We start from the raw sequence: 16,329 nt of genomic DNA on the forward strand, positions 1-16,329 counted from the left end.
AGAACTTAAGGTGCTTTTATTACATTAATTTTTTTAGGCGGCGTCATTGATGGTGCCAGCCCTCTATCAGACACTTTACGTGTCACCACACTTTCCATTTTAGATCTGCGCGCTTCTAATCGAGCATCTACAAACTCACTATGCAATTCTTTTACCTCTGCACTCAGGCGTGATATCTCGTGTACTTTTTTATCTGCACGATGCGAACTGCCAATCATAATAATTGCCAGAAATGACAGGAATATGATCATACGCCAGTTCTTCATCGCATCATCGCTAAAAAGAAACTTACCTTTTAATATGTTGTAAATACCTTGCTTCAAAATGCTCTATACTTTTTCAGCTATACGCAACTTCGCACTACGTGCTCTATTATTTTCTTTAATCTCAGCTTTACCAGGAACAATAAGACCTCCTACTTTTTTAAAAGGCACTGTAAAATTGCCAAACATGTCTTTCTCGGGCTCACCCTCAAACAATCCATTACGAATGTAACGCTTCACCAACCTGTCTTCTAAAGAGTGATACGAAATAAGACTAAGTCTTCCGCCGGGCTTAAGAAGCTCTTCAGTCTGACTTAAAAACTCTTTTAACGCTTCGATTTCCTGATTTACTTCTATACGAATTGCCTGATACACCTGAGCCAAAACCTTATTCTCTCTATTAAGTGGCAAATACGGTTTTAACGCACTCTTTAAAGCTTCCGTAGTTTTAATAGGTGCTTCTTTGCGCGCAGAACTAAGTGTACGTGCTATTTTAGGAGCACTTCTTAACTCACCATACTGCAATAAAACCCTACTCAAATCCTCTTCAGCATATTCATTTACCACATGGTAAGCAGAGAGCTTACTCTTCTGGTTCATTCTCATATCCAACTCAGCATCAAACCGCGTTGAAAAACCACGCTCTGCAACATCAAATTGATGAGAAGAAACACCAAAATCACCCAATATACCATCTACCTTAGCCGCACCGTAAAATCTTAAAAAGCGCTTTGCAAATCGAAAATTTTCGTGAATTAAAGTAAATCTTGGATCTTCTATTTTATTCTCAAGAGCATCAACATCCTGATCAAAAGCAAATAATTTTCCGTTTTCACCAAGACGACTTAAAATCTCTTTGGAGTGACCACCACCACCAAACGTCACATCTACATAGATACCATCTGGCTTTATAGCCAGGCCGTCTACTGTTTCTTTTAATAATACCGGATTATGATAACTCATCTACTATATCATTTTGATCTCCCATTACTTGTTCTGCAAGTATGGCAAAGTCACCATCATTATCACCTACAGCCACTTCATAAGCTTCTAAATCCCAAATCTCAATTATGTTTCCACCTGAGGTTAACACGATATCTTTTGAAATTGAAGCAAACGCAATCAAGTCTTTAGGAATAAGTAATCTGCCGGCTGCATCTGCCTCAATAAGCTTAACTCCTGCAGTAAATCGTCTTATAAACTCTACATTCTTTTTAACAAAACGATTAAGACCGTTTAGCTTTTTCATCATCACTTCCCATTCAGACATAGGCCACAACTCAAGACATGAGTTAAAAACAGAACGCTTTATTACAAAGCCCTCCTGCAACTCTTTTGCAAGCTGTTTTTTTAACGCAGAAGGCATCATAAGACGTCCTTTAGCATCAACTTTACATTCATATGTCCCTATTAGGCTGAGCACTAATACTGTAGGTTTTAATAGTTACAACTTCAAATATATAGAATTTATTACCACAATCTCCCACAATCTCCCACTTTGTTAATAAGTCTACCCACTTGTTGACTATTGCCAAAATCTTAACAGTAGGCTATATCCCTGTTAGCAAACTCATTGTTGTTAAACCCCAGATATACTTATACAATCCCTTTATATTTAAATTTTGATTTTAGTCTAAATGTCTATATTTGTGCGAAAGCCTCTTGCCGACCAATTATGAAGCACCAATTAAAAACCGAGGGAAAATTCACCTACCTAGAAGCAGGCGAAGGAACCCCTATAATTATTCTTCACGGACTCATGGGCGGGCTCAGCAATTTTGATGAAGTCACTGAACATTTTTCAAAGCTTGGCTACAAAATTGTAATTCCAGAATTGCCCTTATACTCTATGCCCCTCATCAAGACCGGGGTGAAAACATTTGCAAACTATTTAAATGAATTTATTAAGCTAAGAGGATATGAAGATCCTATCTTACTAGGTAATTCTTTAGGTGGTCATATAGGATTAATACATACAAAACTTTATCCTGAAGCTACTAAAGCATTAGTAATTACAGGCAGCTCTGGTTTGTATGAAAGTGCGATGGGAGAAAGTTATCCTAAACGTGGAGATTACGAATATATAAAGAAGAAAGCTGAAGATGTATTTTACGATCCCGCTGTTGCTACTAAAGAAATTGTAGATGAAGTTTACGAGACTGTAAATGATCGCAATAAGCTTATCAAAACCTTAGCTATTGCAAAAAGTGCAATACGTCACAATATGGCTCAGGATTTACCACATATGACTACGCCTACATGTATAATATGGGGTCGTAATGATAATGTTACACCACCAGAGGTTGCAGAAGATTTTAATAAACTACTGCCAGATTCTGATTTATTTTGGATAGATAAATGTGGGCATGCAGCGATGATGGAGCGCCCAATTGAATTTAATGAGATTTTATCTCAGTGGCTTAAAGACCGTAATTACTAAAAACAGACCATGCGAATTAAATCTGCTGAATTTCTTGTAAGCAACTCTAATGTGGCAAAATGTCCACAAAATAAAATGCCAGAGTATGCTTTTATAGGTAGGTCAAACGTAGGTAAGTCTAGCTTAATAAATATGCTTACCGATCGTAAAAATTTAGCAAAGACGTCTGGAAGACCCGGTAAAACCCAGCTTATAAATCATTTTGTTATTAATGATTCCTGGTATTTAGTTGATTTACCCGGTTATGGTTATGCCCGTGTATCTAAAAAAGCTAAAAAAGAATTCCAGAAATTTATCACGCAGTACTTTGAAGAACGTGAACAGTTAGTTTCGGCTTTTGTACTTATCGATTGCAGACACGATCCTCAGCCTATAGACAAAGAGTTTATAGAGTATATGGGTGAAAAACAAATACCATTCTCTATTATATTTACCAAAGCAGACAAATTAAAACCAAAAGCACTGGAGCGTAATATTGAAAACTACAAACAGGCTTTACTAGAGGGTGCCTGGTTAGAAATGCCCAACTATTTTGTAAGCAGCGCCTCTAATTCTGCAGGTAAAGAAGAAATTCTAGAATATATAGGATCTATAAACGAGCAGCTTAAAGACGAGTAGTCTTTAAATTAATTAACCTTATAAGCTCTTTCTCGCTCTTTAATTTATCTAATTCACCCTTTGAGATAAACTCCCTCAATGTTCTCTTGCTTTCTTCGAGAATTAGGGGATACTCATAACCTGCAAATACCTCGGGCCCAAATTTATTTTTGAACTCATCTAAATGATAAAATTCTAAATCCAAATCTGTGTTCTCCTTAAAAGATTGCCACTCCGGTTTTATTTTTAAAACTCCATACGTGATATCACAAAGACTACAAGGATAAGTTTTAGGACTTAATACTTTATGCAGACTATCCAAATAACCATTTAGCTTCCCGGAGTTGGCGTTATAAATAAATATAAGTTTCACATTTATTTTTTCAATTCTAATTTTTCTGCGAAGTAATCACAGAAATCCATCATCGTTGCAGACATTTTCTCATCATCTGTTGCACGCTGAAAAGTTTTAGCCATACTCACTAATGTTTGATGAAAAAATACCTTCATCTCATCTACGGGCATATCTTTTGTCCATAAATCAATACGAGCTGCCTCCTGTGTTTTTGCATCCCACAAGGCAAGCATTAAAGCCTTAGCGGGTTCATTTGCAACACCACCATCAGGAGCATTCCACGATATTTTTTCAGGTACTCGATTCGCGTCTAGTTCTACGTTTATTCTAATTTCAGTTTTCATGAACCGTTATTAATTACGGGGTTTATAATTTGCTTTCTCAAAAATCTCATCTGTATTCTTTTCCGGAAGCATTTGCAAAGGTATTGTATTGCGCTCCATATAGCGCTTTACTATTTGCCAGCCAATATAACGCCCTAATCTAGGCGGACTATCATTATCAAAATCTAGATAAAACTTTGAAAATGGAGCCGGGTTTATAAAGCGGCTTAACAATTTACTATCTGTATCAAAAAGCAATTGATTTTCTACAAAATATTTCCAGATATCAACTTCATTTGCCTCAGCCCAGTTATACTGATCTTGAGTATAACCTATAATCTCGTGTTTCGGTTTTAGGGTCAAAAGCTCTTGAATCATATACAGTCGCTTTCCGTGATAAATCATTTCATCAAGAAACCTGTGATTACCTTTATGCTTTATTAGTTTTAATACGAATGCATCTGCAACGTTTACATCTATCTGCTCTTTTCTAAAATTTTGGGTATAGAAACGCTGTATTCCATTGTAGAAAGGATGTTCTGAACCTAAATAATTATCTAGACCTATAAGCAACAAGCTGTCTGTTAAAATAACCGGCATCTTATAAGACACATCTGATGTTATGGTGACAACTTCAGGAGCTGTAAATTTTGGATAATAGTATTTAATGTGTTTAAAAAGATTTTCTAACTCAAGCTCTAAAGTATCTAAATCAGGAAATGCTTTGGCAACCTCTGTATTTAGTTCAAGCTGAATCGTATCTTTAATTTTAGCCACCCAAAAATCATCAGGATAATCTGTGGGAAACAGATAGGGGTACTCAGCAATTAAGTTTTTTAAACCGGCAGAATCTACACTGGCGAACTTAGTATCAAACCTATCTACCTGGACATCTATTGCTATTTTAGAAATTTCATCGGGTAATTTTGCATCTTTCTTACAAGCGGTAATTAAAAATAATAAAAGCCCTAAAAAAATGCTAAATCTACCAAGTATAGCCCACATCGCTCCAATAAACTTTTTAAAATTTAGTAATTTCACCATAACAAAAAATTGCGCCGCAAAGGTAGTATTTACATCTAATAAATCTGTTTCTTATGCAAACTGAAAAAGTAATTGATCACATTGTAAACTGGCTAAAAGAGTATGCCATTAATGCCAATATTAATGGATTTGTAGTAGGTATTAGCGGCGGTATTGATAGTGCTGTGACCTCTTCGCTTTGCGCAAGAACAGGATTACGCACATTATGTGTTGAAATGCCTATACATCAACCACCGGCTCATGTAACTAGAGGCAAGGAGCATATTGCACAATTAAAAAAACGATTTGCAAATGTGAGTGATGTTAATACAGATTTAACCGAAACTTTTGAAGTTTTTAAAGCTGCACTTCCTGAAATATCAGCCAGTCCAGAATTAGAATTGAGCCTTGCAAATACAAGAGCACGTTTGCGTATGAGCACGTTATATTACTTTGCAGGTATTCACAAATATCTGGTTGCCGGCACTGGTAATAAAGTGGAAGATTTTGGTGTAGGCTTTTATACAAAATATGGCGATGGCGGAGTAGATCTTAGTCCTATTGCTAATCTTATGAAAAGTGAAGTATATGAACTTGCTAAAGCTCTGGGTGTGCCTCAAAGCATACAAGTTGCTAAACCTACAGATGGACTATGGCAAGATGATCGTAGTGATGAAGATCAAATAGGCGCAAGTTATGACGAGCTCGAGTGGGCTATGCTTGAAGATGAGAAGGGCCATACGGCATCAGATTTTAAGGGACGTCAAAGAGAAGCTTTTGAGATTTACAAGCGCTATAATAATGCTAACAAACATAAAATGGAACCCATTCCCGTTTGTGAAATTCCTGCCAATTTGAAAGAATAATGACGTTGAACCTGTAAATTTATTCTTACACCGAAAAGCATTTGCAGATCAATTAAATCATACTATTTTAGCTGTTTAGAAGAATTTTTCCATCTTATGATTACACTTACAATAGCAGATCACCATCCCATTATTACAGATGGTTTGTCTCATATTTTACGCAATACAGAACACCAGATTTTAGATGTAATTGTTGATGGAAACAACCTGGCAGCCTCATTAGAAAATCAAGTTCCTGATCTCGTCGTTATGGAGATTGATTTACCTAATCTACAAGGTTTATCTGCCATTAAAGAATTACGTAGAAATTTTCCGGGATTAAAAATTATGATTTTTAGTACACACCCTGAAGAAATGTACGCACTAAGTGCTATTAAGGCGGGTGCAATGGGTTACGTAGGCAAGACCGTAGATTCTGCTACCGTATTAAAAGCTGTAACACAAGTGGCTCGTGGTGGTATTTACCTGAATAATGCACTGGTAGAAATGTTATCAAATACAGACCCTTCTAAAAACAATTCGCTTGCATATCGCTACAAAAAACTTTCTACACGGGAGACCGAAGTTCTTAATCTATTGTCTTCAGGAAAACGCAATAAAGACATTGCAGAATCTCTAGATATCAATGAAAAGACGGTAAGCACCTATAAAACTCGTTTACTGAAAAAATTAGATGCCGGCAGTCTTGCTGAACTTATTCAACAGGCACGGTTACTTCAAACTTCAGATCTTTAATTTTAAACTACCCTATTTAATTTTAGGGCTATAAATTTATTCAGCTCCTGATAATCTTTGATATCCATCAGGACTTCCATAGAAGAATTTTCGGGTGTTTTCACAACTTCTGCAAGTTGTTCTATTTTTTGAGTAATGTAAAAACGTCTTAAATAAAGAACGGTTTGCGACACTACTTGCGCTACCGTTTCTTTTTTAAGCTTTACAAAGATTTCCTGAGTATCCCACCTATGTAAAACATACTTATCTTCGTTTAAGATGATATCAGAAATTAATGACCCCTCATCTGGGTTTACGGTATTGATAAATGTTTCAATTTTAAAATTTTCCCGCTGTTGCGTCAAGGCTTCAATCAACTTAACATAAAGATTTCTAAACTGCTCATTTGCAAACTCAGTCTCATCTTCCTGAAGATCAAGATAAATTTTCTCATACACATCAAGCTCTAATACAACCGGCTCCTCAACAGGATCTCCATCTTCATTTTCTTTTACAATAACATCATCAAACTTAATTTTTTGATTTCCGTAGAGTAATAAAAGTTCTATAAGCTTACGCTCTAGTATAAACTGGCGATCAACTGTTTCGGCTTTCTTTTTTTCAACAACCTGCATTTGCCCTGCACCAGGCTTAGTAGGAGCAGGAGCTTCTTTTTGTCCCTTAGTTAGAATTTGTGCTAGCGTATTAAAGAGCACATCTTCTTTAATATCCATAATACGGGCACATTCCTGAATGTAGATTTCCCGTTTAATTACATCCGGAATTTTACCAATGCTCTCTACCATATCCCGCACAAGACCTGCCTTTTTTATAGGGTCACCCTGCGCCTCTTCCATAAGTAGAGAAGCTTTATACTGTATAAAATCTTTAGCATTATCCTTTAAAAAATCCTGAACTTCGGTTAAGGTATTTTTACGCGAAAAACTATCAGGATCTTCTCCTTCAGGAAAACTGCATACCTTAACATTCATCCCCTGCTCAAGGATCAAATCTATTCCTCTTAGCGATGCACGTTGACCGGCCGCATCCCCATCAAAAAGCACCGTAATATTTGGCGTTAGCCGATTTATAAGGCGTATTTGCTCTGGTGTAAGTGCAGTTCCTGATGAAGAAACTACATTCTCAATACCTAGCTGATGCATTTGTATCACATCTGTATACCCTTCAACCAGATAACAGGTATCTTCTTTAGCAATAGCTTGCTTTGCGTGATAAATACCATAAAGCACCTTACTCTTATGATAGATATCACTCTCAGGACTGTTTAGGTATTTTGCTGCTTTCTTATCATTTGTTAAGATACGCCCTCCAAAACCTAAAATTCTTCCGCTTAAAGACTGAATAGGGAACATTACTCTTCCCTTAAAGCGATCAAATTGCTTTTCTTCTTTAACTATAGAAAGTCCGGTTTTCTCGAGATACTCTAGCTTATAGCCTTTGCGTATCGCTTCACTGGTAAAGGCATCCCAGGTATCTGGTGAATATCCTAACTGAAATTTTTCTATAGTCTCTGAAGTGAAACCGCGTTCTTTAAAATAAGTGAGACCAATGGCCTTGCCAGCTTCGGTATTTAAAAGTGTTTTGTAAAAATAATCTTTTGCGTATTCTGAAACCACATACATGCTCTCCCGCTCATCTGCCTGCTCTTTTTGCTCATCTGTTTGCTCGGTTTCTTCAATCTCAATATTATATTTTCGAGCCAGATATTTAATGGCTTCAGGATAGGTAAAATGCTCGTGCTCCATTAGAAAAGCAACCGCATTACCTCCCTTTCCACTTGAGAAATCTTTCCAGATCTGTTTAACCGGCGACACCATAAAACTGGGAGAGCGCTCATCTGTAAACGGACTCAAACCCTTATAGTTACTACCCGATTTTTTAAGATTTACAAAATCACCTATAACCTCCTCTACACGAGCAGTTTCAAACACATTATCTATGGTGGTTTTTGAGATCAAAGAAGTTATTCTATATAATTTAACGCGTACTATAATTAAAATAAAGCCTACAAATTTACACAATAAAAAACCTGTAAGAAGTTTATCGCACAGGTCTTATTAATCTTTTTTGCAAGTGCTGCAGACACTAGTCCATATCAAATCGTAAACCCACGGAAATATTGCGTTGCTCAATCGGGTTATCTTTAAAAATGGTATTCAAATCATATTTCACAAAAAGCGCTACATCTCCCAAAGCGACATAACCACTCAAACCATATATGAAATTATTAGTGTTGAAATTCTGCTTAAACTTATCCTTACGATCTTCGCCGTTTTCTTCATACTTCAGCTTTTGAATAGTCAATAAATTAAAGCCGGCATAACCACCTAATCCCAATTTAAATTTATCTTTTGTAGAATATCTGAAGTAATTATCACCTTCTCTTTTAGTTGAAGGCCCAAATTCAAAATGAACCGGAAATACCAGGTTATCCATTCTAAATTTAGCTTTGTCAAGATTTATAGGGTAGGTTTCTAGAACGGTTTGATCTCCCTGCTCCACTAAATATTGATTATCATCAATCTTCAACCCATTAAACTGAAAACTAAACCCGTACTTTAGTCTCAAAAAGTTGGAGTTATCAAACACGCGTGTTTTCCATGCAACTCCCAATTCAAAAAAGCGGCTACCCCCTATTTTATATGGAGAATCGTTTAACTCCTGCTCTTCTATTATAGCATTATTAAAGCCTATTGCAAGAACCAGATCTGAAGTGGTGCGACGATCATAAACCACCTCTTTCTCACTAGAATCACCTAATTTGAGCTTGTCTTTGCCTATAAAAATACCAAAAACGCTAACGTCATCAACACCCTCGTTACGCTCTAAAAGATCTATTTGACTTTCTATAATAGCAAGCTTATCTTCTATATTACGGGCGTGCTTTTTAGCGGCTTCTTTTTTCAATTCGCTTGCTTGCGCCTCTGTAATTTCATTATTTGCAAGGCGTTTATTAATGGCCAGCACTTCGGTTTTTAAAGCCTCTTTTTCTTGATTTACAACCTCTTCTTTTTTAATTTGAAGTTGTTTTACAGTTTCTGTATTTTCTTCAGATTGTGCGAATGTTAGCTGTGGCATAAAACTTAGCCCAACGATAAAAAGTAAAAGTAAAATTCTCATAATTTTTGATTTAGTTTCAGGTCACCGCTCTCCGTCATAGACGGAGATTAGCTTCCCAAAGATTGATGAATGAATATTTATATTAATTATTGCGAGATACAACAGCCTCTCTAGCTTTTAAAAAACCATCTTTAAGTGCTTCAAATATGCGGTCTCTAAAGGAGGGATCTAACTCTTCTTCCACTTCATAAAGTAATGCCTGTGCATTTACTTCATTTTGAGCATTTTTAAATAGTTTTTCGGTAATTATATCACGTTGCGCTTCGCGCAATAACATATCGATTTCTACATCAGAATAAGCTACACCGGTGTTTTGCTGCTGCTGTACTTTTAAAAGCAGCTGATCTACTTCTTCATTAATATAATTCTGAATAGGAGCATCAAAACTAGTCTCTTTTGTAGTCTTTTGCGACAAAGCTACAGCCTCAGTATTCTTTTTAACTACAACTGAATTTTCAGGAAGTATAGCCACCTTTTTAACTGCATCTTCTCTTTCTACTTCAGCAACTGCCTCCTTAGCTGTATGAGGCAACTGCTTTTCAGTAAGCTTGTTTTCTGGCAAGTTGTCTTCGGTTGTAGTTTTTTCTACGGGAATTTCTACTACCTGTTGATTTTGTGGAATCTCATTTTTAAAAAATAACGTTCCTGCCAGTATTAATATTCCTACAAAACTAGCTGCCATAACTAACCAACCGTAACTTCTTTTATTTTTCCGCTTTGCAGAATGATTAAGTTCATTTTCAATACGCTCCCAGGCAAGAGGCGAAGGTTTAATCTCCCGTTTTTCAAGCTTCTCGCGTATGTTTTCTTCAAATTTCATCGGTGCCATACAGGTATAGATTAGATTCTTTTAATTTGTACTGAAGTAGTTTTCGAGCTTTAAACAATTGAGTTTTAGAAGTACTTTCTGAAATACTCAACATTTTTGCTATTTCCTGATGCTTAAAACCTTCAACGGCATACAACACAAAAACAGCGCGATATCCCTCTGGTAATTCATCTATTAAAGACTGAATATGCTCAACTTCAAGGTCACTGTCTTGCGGGCTATACGTCGCGTCATTAATCTCTTCAGAATATTCAGTAAAAACAATTTTTTGCTCTTTCCTTAAGTAGGAGATTGACTCGTTTACCATTATACGGCGCATCCAACCTTCAAAACTGCCTTCATCTCTAAAGGATTCCAGATTTTTAAATACTTTTAAAAACCCATTACACATTGCTTCTTCTGCCTGCATAACATCTTTTAAATACCGCCTGCATACCCCAAGCATTTTTGGCGCGTGCAAATTATAAAGTGTTCGCTGCGCATCACGATTTCCGTTAGCTGCTTTCTTTATAAGCTGTTTCTCGTTATTAAAAAATGAAATGACTTTCACAAAAGAGGGTTTTAAAACTGCCTTCACTTATAAAGACGCAGCATTTAATAAAATGGTTGCCTGAGATTAAAAAAAAATTGAATTTAATTTTAGATTGCTCATTACCAACAACCAATTGTAAAATAAAACATAATGAAGTCCACAATAAAACAATTGAAAATAAGTCTTTGCAGATAAAGACATTTTTAAATTGGCCTGCGACTTTATATAAGCACTTTGAAGATTTATAGTGCTACTACCCTTGTAAACTAAACGCGTTACTTTTTACGTTCAATTACATAATTCACCATAAGAATAAGTGAATCTTTATATTGAGATTCAGGATATTTATTAAGCATTCTTAATGCCTGTTGTTGAAGGGAGACCATTTTATCTACGGCATAATCTAAACCTCCAGATTTTTTCACGTAATCAATCACCTCGTTTACGCGGTTTTTGTCTTTATTGTGATTCTTAACCGAGTTGATAAGCCATTTACGTTGTTTCTTATCACTATTGTTTACAGCATAAATTAACGGAAGGGTCATTTTTTGCTCTTTGATATCTATACCGGTAGGCTTTCCTATTTGCTGTGTTCCATAATCAAACAAATCATCTTTAATCTGAAACGCAAGACCTATTAGCTCTCCAAATTTACGCATAGCCTCCACATCTTTTTTACCTGCGTGCACGGCGCAAGCACCCATTGCACAACAAGCAGCTATTAATGTTGCTGTTTTTTGACGTATGATTTCAAAGTAAATTTCTTCAGTAATATCAAGGTTGCGTGCTTTTTCAATCTGAAGTAATTCACCTTCGCTCATCTCGCGTACTGCAACCGAAATAATCTGCAAAAGATCAAAATCTTCATTATCTATAGAAAGTAGTAAGCCTTTTGAAAGCAGAAAGTCACCTACTAAAACAGCAATTTTATTTTTCCACAGTGCATTCAGACTAAAAAAACCACGCCGGCGGTAACTATCATCAACCACGTCATCGTGCACAAGTGTAGCTGTATGTATCAATTCTATGACAGAAGCACCCCGATAAGTACGATCGTTTAGGCGCTCGTCTCCCAGCATTTTGGCCACCAGAAATACAAACATAGGTCGCATTTGTTTCCCTTTACGGTTAACAATATAATGGGTGATGCGATTGAGAAGCGGCACTTTTGATTTCATCGAAAGCGAAAACTTCTGCTCAAAGAGTTCCATCTCGTGAGCAATAGGTTGCTTAATCTGTTCGACTACTTTCACTGGTGTTTTATGTTATTATATGCTTTAAAAAATCTTCAGTAAAATCTATAAATGACACCAAAGATTTAATTGTTTATCCGTTTTTGTTTGCGAGTTGTCCGCAGGCAGCGTCAATATCTTTACCACGTGAACGTCTTACCGTTACCGTTATTCCTCTATCCTCAAGTTTTGCAACATAACGATTTATGATCTCAGGATCTGCCTGTTGAAACTGACCGTCGTCTATAGGATTGTATTCGATCAAATTTACTTTACTTGGTACTGCCAGGCAAAATTCGATTAACGCCTCTATATCTTTATCCCGATCATTTATACCACCCCAAACAATATACTCATAGGTTATAAACTTCTTAGTTTTAATATACCAATATTGGAGTGCTTCTTTAAGCTCTATTAAAGGCATTTGCTCATTAAAAGGCATAATATCTGTACGCACCTCATCTAGAGCAGAATGCAACGAAACAGCAAGATTGAATTTAACGGCGTCATCTGCCATCTTCTTTATAATCTTTGGAACACCAGAAGTAGAAACCGTAATACGCTTTGGAGACATTCCTAAGCCATCTGGAGATGTTATTTTCTCTATAGACTTAATGACATTATTGTAGTTCATTAACGGCTCTCCCATACCCATAAATACGATATTAGAAAGCGGCCTTCCAAAATACAGTTTACTTTGCTGATCTATCGCCACTACCTGATCAAATATTTCATCAGGATTTAAATTACGCATACGTTTTAAACGTGCTGTAGCACAAAATTTACAATTTAAACTACATCCCACCTGTGAAGATACACAAGCTGTAGTTCTACTGGCTGTAGGTATTAATACAGATTCAACAGTAAGATTATCATGAAGTTTTACAGCATTTTTAATCGTACCATCATTACTGCGCTGCATCTGATCTACCTTGATGTGATTAATCACAAAGTGCGTATCTAAGAAACTACGGGTTTCTTTAGACAGGTTTGTCATATCATCAAAAGAATGTGCTCCTTTACTCCACAACCATTCATAAACCTGATTGCCTCTAAAAGCCTTCTCGCCCTGAGCTACAAAATAATCCCTCAATTCATCACGGGATAATGCTCGAATATCTTTTTTAGTTTGTATCACGCTGTAAAGTTACTATTTAACAAGCTGCTTCCTATAACCTAAGCCTTAAGTTTTATACTAAAAATCCCCGACACTACTGCCGGGGATTTTTTAATTATAACTAGAACTAGAATTAGATGATTAACATCGCATCCCCATAAGTATAGAATTTATATTTCTCTTTTACTGCTTCTTCATAGGCTTGTTTCATAAAATCATGACCCGCAAAAGCAGACACCATCATCATTAGCGTAGATTTTGGTGTATGAAAATTAGTCACCATACAATTTGCAATACTAAAGTCATAAGGAGGGAAAATAAATTTATTAGTCCACCCACTAAATTCGTTTAGCGTACGATTAGAACTTACTGCACTTTCCAAAGTACGCATTACGGTAGTACCTACTGCGCAAATTTTTCTTTTTTCACTTATCGCCTTATTGATAACTTCTACAGCTTCCGACTTGATGTAAGCCTCTTCACTATCCATCTTATGTTTAGAAAGATCTTCAACTTCAACAGCACTAAAGGTACCCAAACCTACGTGAAGTGTAACTTCAGCAAAATTTAGACCTTTAATTTCAAGACGTTTTAATAGGTGCTTACTAAAGTGCAAACCAGCTGTAGGCGCAGCAACAGCACCTTCTTCTTTTGCAAAAATAGTCTGATAACGCTCTGCATCTTCGGGCTCTACTTCACGCTTAATGTATTTAGGTAGTGGTGTCTCTCCTAATTCTGTAAGTTTATTTCTAAACTCCTGATATGAACCATCATATAAAAAACGTAAAGTTCTACCTCTAGAAGTTGTATTGTCTATTACTTCAGCAACAAGACTCTCATCATCACCAAAATAAAGTTTATTACCGATACGTATTTTACGTGCAGGATCTACAAGAACATCCCACAGGCGGGTCTCTGAATTAAGTTCTCTTAATAAGAAAACCTCGATACGAGCACCGGTTTTTTCTTTATTTCCATAAAGGCGTGCAGGAAAAACCTTTGTATTATTAAGAACCATAATATCATTGGGCTCAAAATAATCTATAATATCTTTGAAGAGCTTATGCTCTATAGTCTTAGTTTTACGATTAAGAACCATCAAGCGTGCTTCATCCCTATTTTCGGCAGGATATTCGGCTAACAGCTCGTTTGGCAAATCAAAATTAAAATGCGAAAGTTTCATTCCCATGGGATGTCTTTTTTAGGTATTTAAAATAGCGTGCAAATATACAACCTCAAGGTAGGGGTTGTCAAGTAAAACACGGTTTAATTTAGTATTAGTCTAAACTTGTTCTATTTTGAAGCCCAGCCCTCTAAAATCAGCCCAAAAATCAGGATATGATTTGTTTACAACCTCAGCATCTTCAAAAATAATTGGGACTTTTAATGCTAAAGGAGCAAAAGCCATCGCCATTCTATGGTCTTGATAGGTTTTTATGGTCACATTTTCGACACAAGTTCCACCAGCTTTCAAATGAAGAGATTTATCAGTCACTTCAATAGTTGCACCTAATTTACTCAGTTCTGCTTTTAAGGCCTCAAGGCGATCTGTCTCCTTAATTTTTAAAGTGTGAAGTCCTGTTAAATCGCAGGAAATACCCAGACCAAAACAGGTAACTGCAATTGTCTGAGCGATATCTGGGCTGTTTGCAAGATCAAAAGATATGTGCTTCAGTTGAGCATCTTTTTCTTTTTCCAGAATAATCGAATGCTCTAGAAAAGTAGTTTTTACACCAAGTTTTGTATAAAGTTCTGCTAAAACAGCATCGCCCTGCAAACTTTCCTTTTTATAACTTGATAAGGTAAGTTTTGCAGTTTCTGAAAGTGCAACCAGGCTGTAGTAATAGGAAACACTACTCCAGTCAGACTCTACTGTCATTTGCGCAACAGTCACATTTTGAGCCGGTGCTATATATATAAGTTGATCTTCAAAACTGCTTTCTATTTCAAGTTGGGTTAATAAAGAACGCGTCATTTCTATATATGGTACCGAAGTTATTTTACCCAGTAATTCTATCTCCAGACCGTTTTCAAATGAAGCACCCACCATCATAAGCGCAGATATATATTGGCTACTCACGTTAGCGGCTAATGATACTTTATTTTCAGTAAGTCTTTTACCTTTAATTAATAAAGGCGCAAAACCCTCTGCATCTACATAAGTAATATCTGCACCTAAACTTCTAAGCGCATCTACCAGAAGCCCTATAGGACGCTCCTTCATACGCTGGCTACCTGTAAGTAAGGTTTCTCTACCTTCGTAAGCTGCAAAATAGGCGGTTAGAAATCGCATAGCCGTGCCCGCATGATGAATATCTATTGTTTTTTCTGTGGAAGCTAAAGCTTTTTGCATCACCTCGCTATCATCGCTATTTGAAAGATTATTAATCTCAAAATTGCCATAAAGGGCCTGAAGCAATAACAATCTATTGCTCTCACTTTTTGAACCTGTTATGCGTACCTCACCCGATAAATGCGGACTTTTTTGTTCTAATTTAAGTATCAAAATTGTAGTGTATTAGGAAAGTGCGATTACTTCAGTTTATCATTATTATGGTGACGATCGTGATCTCGCTTTGTCTTTAAGTCAAGCTTTTTATCAAAAGCGTCCTGCAGATTTATTCCGGTTTGATTTGCCAGACAAAGCACTACAAATAGAACATCTGCCAGTTCTTCTCCTAAATCTTTATTTTTGTCGCTCTCTTTCTCGCTTTGTTCACCATAACGACGTGCGATTATACGCGCAACTTCGCCTACTTCTTCGGTAAGCTGAGCCATATTAGTAAGTTCATTAAAATAGCGAACTCCGTGAGTTTTTATCCACTCGTCAACAGCTAACTGAGCATTATCGATTTTCATGATTGGGTTGTTCTTACTTAAGACGCTAAAATAAGGTA

At 36.4% G+C, this 16,329-nt stretch carries 19 protein-coding genes; 4 read left to right on the plus strand and 15 right to left on the minus strand.

Annotated features, from left to right (window positions below):
- Positions 1-5: 5 nt before the first annotated feature.
- From ACEN25_RS12430 to ACEN25_RS12440, 3 genes are read right to left on the minus strand one after another with little or no spacing between them, the layout of a single operon-like run.
- On the minus strand, positions 6-323 hold the full coding sequence (locus tag ACEN25_RS12430; protein ID WP_441803203.1) for an FtsL-like putative cell division protein: 318 nt from the start codon (positions 321-323) through the stop codon (positions 6-8).
- Between the two features lie 6 nt (positions 324-329).
- On the minus strand, positions 330-1,226 hold the full coding sequence (gene rsmH, locus ACEN25_RS12435) for a 16S rRNA (cytosine(1402)-N(4))-methyltransferase RsmH (RefSeq protein WP_441803204.1): 897 nt from the start codon (positions 1,224-1,226) through the stop codon (positions 330-332).
- Positions 1,213-1,686: a division/cell wall cluster transcriptional repressor MraZ gene (locus ACEN25_RS12440; RefSeq protein ID WP_441803205.1), complete on the minus strand. Its 474-nt coding sequence runs from the start codon at positions 1,684-1,686 to the stop codon at positions 1,213-1,215. The genes rsmH and ACEN25_RS12440 overlap by 14 nt, the downstream gene beginning before the upstream one ends.
- Before the next feature lie 252 nt (positions 1,687-1,938).
- Here ACEN25_RS12440 and ACEN25_RS12445 point away from each other — a divergent pair, with 252 nt between their 5' ends.
- Both ACEN25_RS12445 and yihA read left to right on the plus strand, forming a co-directional pair.
- Positions 1,939-2,703 (plus strand): alpha/beta fold hydrolase, encoded by a 765-nt coding sequence (locus tag ACEN25_RS12445; RefSeq protein ID WP_028377563.1) that lies wholly within the window; start codon positions 1,939-1,941, stop codon positions 2,701-2,703.
- A 9-nt stretch (positions 2,704-2,712) separates the two neighbouring features.
- Positions 2,713-3,321: a ribosome biogenesis GTP-binding protein YihA/YsxC gene (yihA, locus tag ACEN25_RS12450; protein ID WP_441803206.1), complete on the plus strand. Its 609-nt coding sequence runs from the start codon at positions 2,713-2,715 to the stop codon at positions 3,319-3,321.
- Here the strand turns inward: yihA and ACEN25_RS12455 are convergent.
- From ACEN25_RS12455 to gldB, 3 genes are read right to left on the minus strand one after another with little or no spacing between them, the layout of a single operon-like run.
- Entirely contained in the window at positions 3,308-3,673 is a 366-nt protein-coding gene (locus ACEN25_RS12455; RefSeq protein ID WP_441803207.1) for a GTPase, read from the minus strand. The two genes, yihA and ACEN25_RS12455, sit on opposite strands and share 14 nt — an antisense overlap.
- Positions 3,674-3,675: 2 nt before the next feature.
- Entirely contained in the window at positions 3,676-3,999 is a 324-nt protein-coding gene (gene gldC, locus ACEN25_RS12460) for a gliding motility protein GldC (protein WP_028377560.1), read from the minus strand.
- Between the two features lie 9 nt (positions 4,000-4,008).
- The gene (gldB, locus tag ACEN25_RS12465; RefSeq protein ID WP_441803208.1) at positions 4,009-5,022 is read right to left on the minus strand and encodes a gliding motility lipoprotein GldB; all 1,014 of its coding nucleotides are present in this window, start codon (positions 5,020-5,022) and stop codon (positions 4,009-4,011) included.
- 53 nt (positions 5,023-5,075) lie between these two features.
- On the opposite strand from gldB, the gene nadE reads away from it, so the two are divergent.
- Both nadE and ACEN25_RS12475 read left to right on the plus strand, forming a co-directional pair.
- Entirely contained in the window at positions 5,076-5,867 is a 792-nt protein-coding gene (nadE, locus tag ACEN25_RS12470; RefSeq protein ID WP_441803209.1) for an NAD(+) synthase, read from the plus strand.
- A 96-nt stretch (positions 5,868-5,963) separates the two neighbouring features.
- Positions 5,964-6,602, plus strand: coding sequence for a response regulator (locus ACEN25_RS12475; RefSeq protein ID WP_441803210.1), 639 nt, complete (start codon positions 5,964-5,966; stop codon positions 6,600-6,602).
- Positions 6,603-6,604: 2 nt separating this feature from the next.
- Here ACEN25_RS12475 and dnaG read toward each other — a convergent pair whose 3' ends face one another.
- From dnaG to ACEN25_RS12520, 9 genes are all read right to left on the minus strand, one after another.
- Positions 6,605-8,560 (minus strand): DNA primase, encoded by a 1,956-nt coding sequence (gene dnaG, locus ACEN25_RS12480; protein WP_441803211.1) that lies wholly within the window; start codon positions 8,558-8,560, stop codon positions 6,605-6,607.
- A gap of 127 nt (positions 8,561-8,687) precedes the next feature.
- Positions 8,688-9,722: a hypothetical protein gene (locus ACEN25_RS12485; RefSeq protein ID WP_441803212.1), complete on the minus strand. Its 1,035-nt coding sequence runs from the start codon at positions 9,720-9,722 to the stop codon at positions 8,688-8,690.
- Positions 9,723-9,804: 82 nt separating this feature from the next.
- Positions 9,805-10,551: a hypothetical protein gene (locus ACEN25_RS12490; protein ID WP_441803213.1), complete on the minus strand. Its 747-nt coding sequence runs from the start codon at positions 10,549-10,551 to the stop codon at positions 9,805-9,807.
- Positions 10,532-11,101 (minus strand): RNA polymerase sigma factor, encoded by a 570-nt coding sequence (locus ACEN25_RS12495; protein ID WP_441803214.1) that lies wholly within the window; start codon positions 11,099-11,101, stop codon positions 10,532-10,534. The genes ACEN25_RS12490 and ACEN25_RS12495 overlap by 20 nt, the downstream gene beginning before the upstream one ends.
- 257 nt (positions 11,102-11,358) lie before the next feature.
- The gene (locus ACEN25_RS12500; RefSeq protein ID WP_441803215.1) at positions 11,359-12,336 is read right to left on the minus strand and encodes a polyprenyl synthetase family protein; all 978 of its coding nucleotides are present in this window, start codon (positions 12,334-12,336) and stop codon (positions 11,359-11,361) included.
- Positions 12,337-12,409: 73 nt separating this feature from the next.
- A complete protein-coding gene (rlmN, locus tag ACEN25_RS12505) occupies positions 12,410-13,453 on the minus strand; it encodes a 23S rRNA (adenine(2503)-C(2))-methyltransferase RlmN (protein WP_441803216.1) in 1,044 nt (347 codons plus the stop codon).
- Between the two features lie 112 nt (positions 13,454-13,565).
- On the minus strand, positions 13,566-14,615 hold the full coding sequence (gene queA, locus ACEN25_RS12510; protein WP_441803241.1) for a tRNA preQ1(34) S-adenosylmethionine ribosyltransferase-isomerase QueA: 1,050 nt from the start codon (positions 14,613-14,615) through the stop codon (positions 13,566-13,568).
- 99 nt (positions 14,616-14,714) lie between these two features.
- Positions 14,715-15,938: a 3-phosphoshikimate 1-carboxyvinyltransferase gene (locus ACEN25_RS12515; protein WP_441803217.1), complete on the minus strand. Its 1,224-nt coding sequence runs from the start codon at positions 15,936-15,938 to the stop codon at positions 14,715-14,717.
- 26 nt (positions 15,939-15,964) lie between these two features.
- The gene (locus ACEN25_RS12520) at positions 15,965-16,291 is read right to left on the minus strand and encodes a nucleotide pyrophosphohydrolase (RefSeq protein ID WP_028377548.1); all 327 of its coding nucleotides are present in this window, start codon (positions 16,289-16,291) and stop codon (positions 15,965-15,967) included.
- Positions 16,292-16,329: the final 38 nt, after the last annotated feature.

It is taken from the genome of Leeuwenhoekiella sp. W20_SRS_FM14 (assembly GCF_052119605.1).
Lineage (GTDB): Bacteria > Bacteroidota > Bacteroidia > Flavobacteriales > Flavobacteriaceae > Leeuwenhoekiella.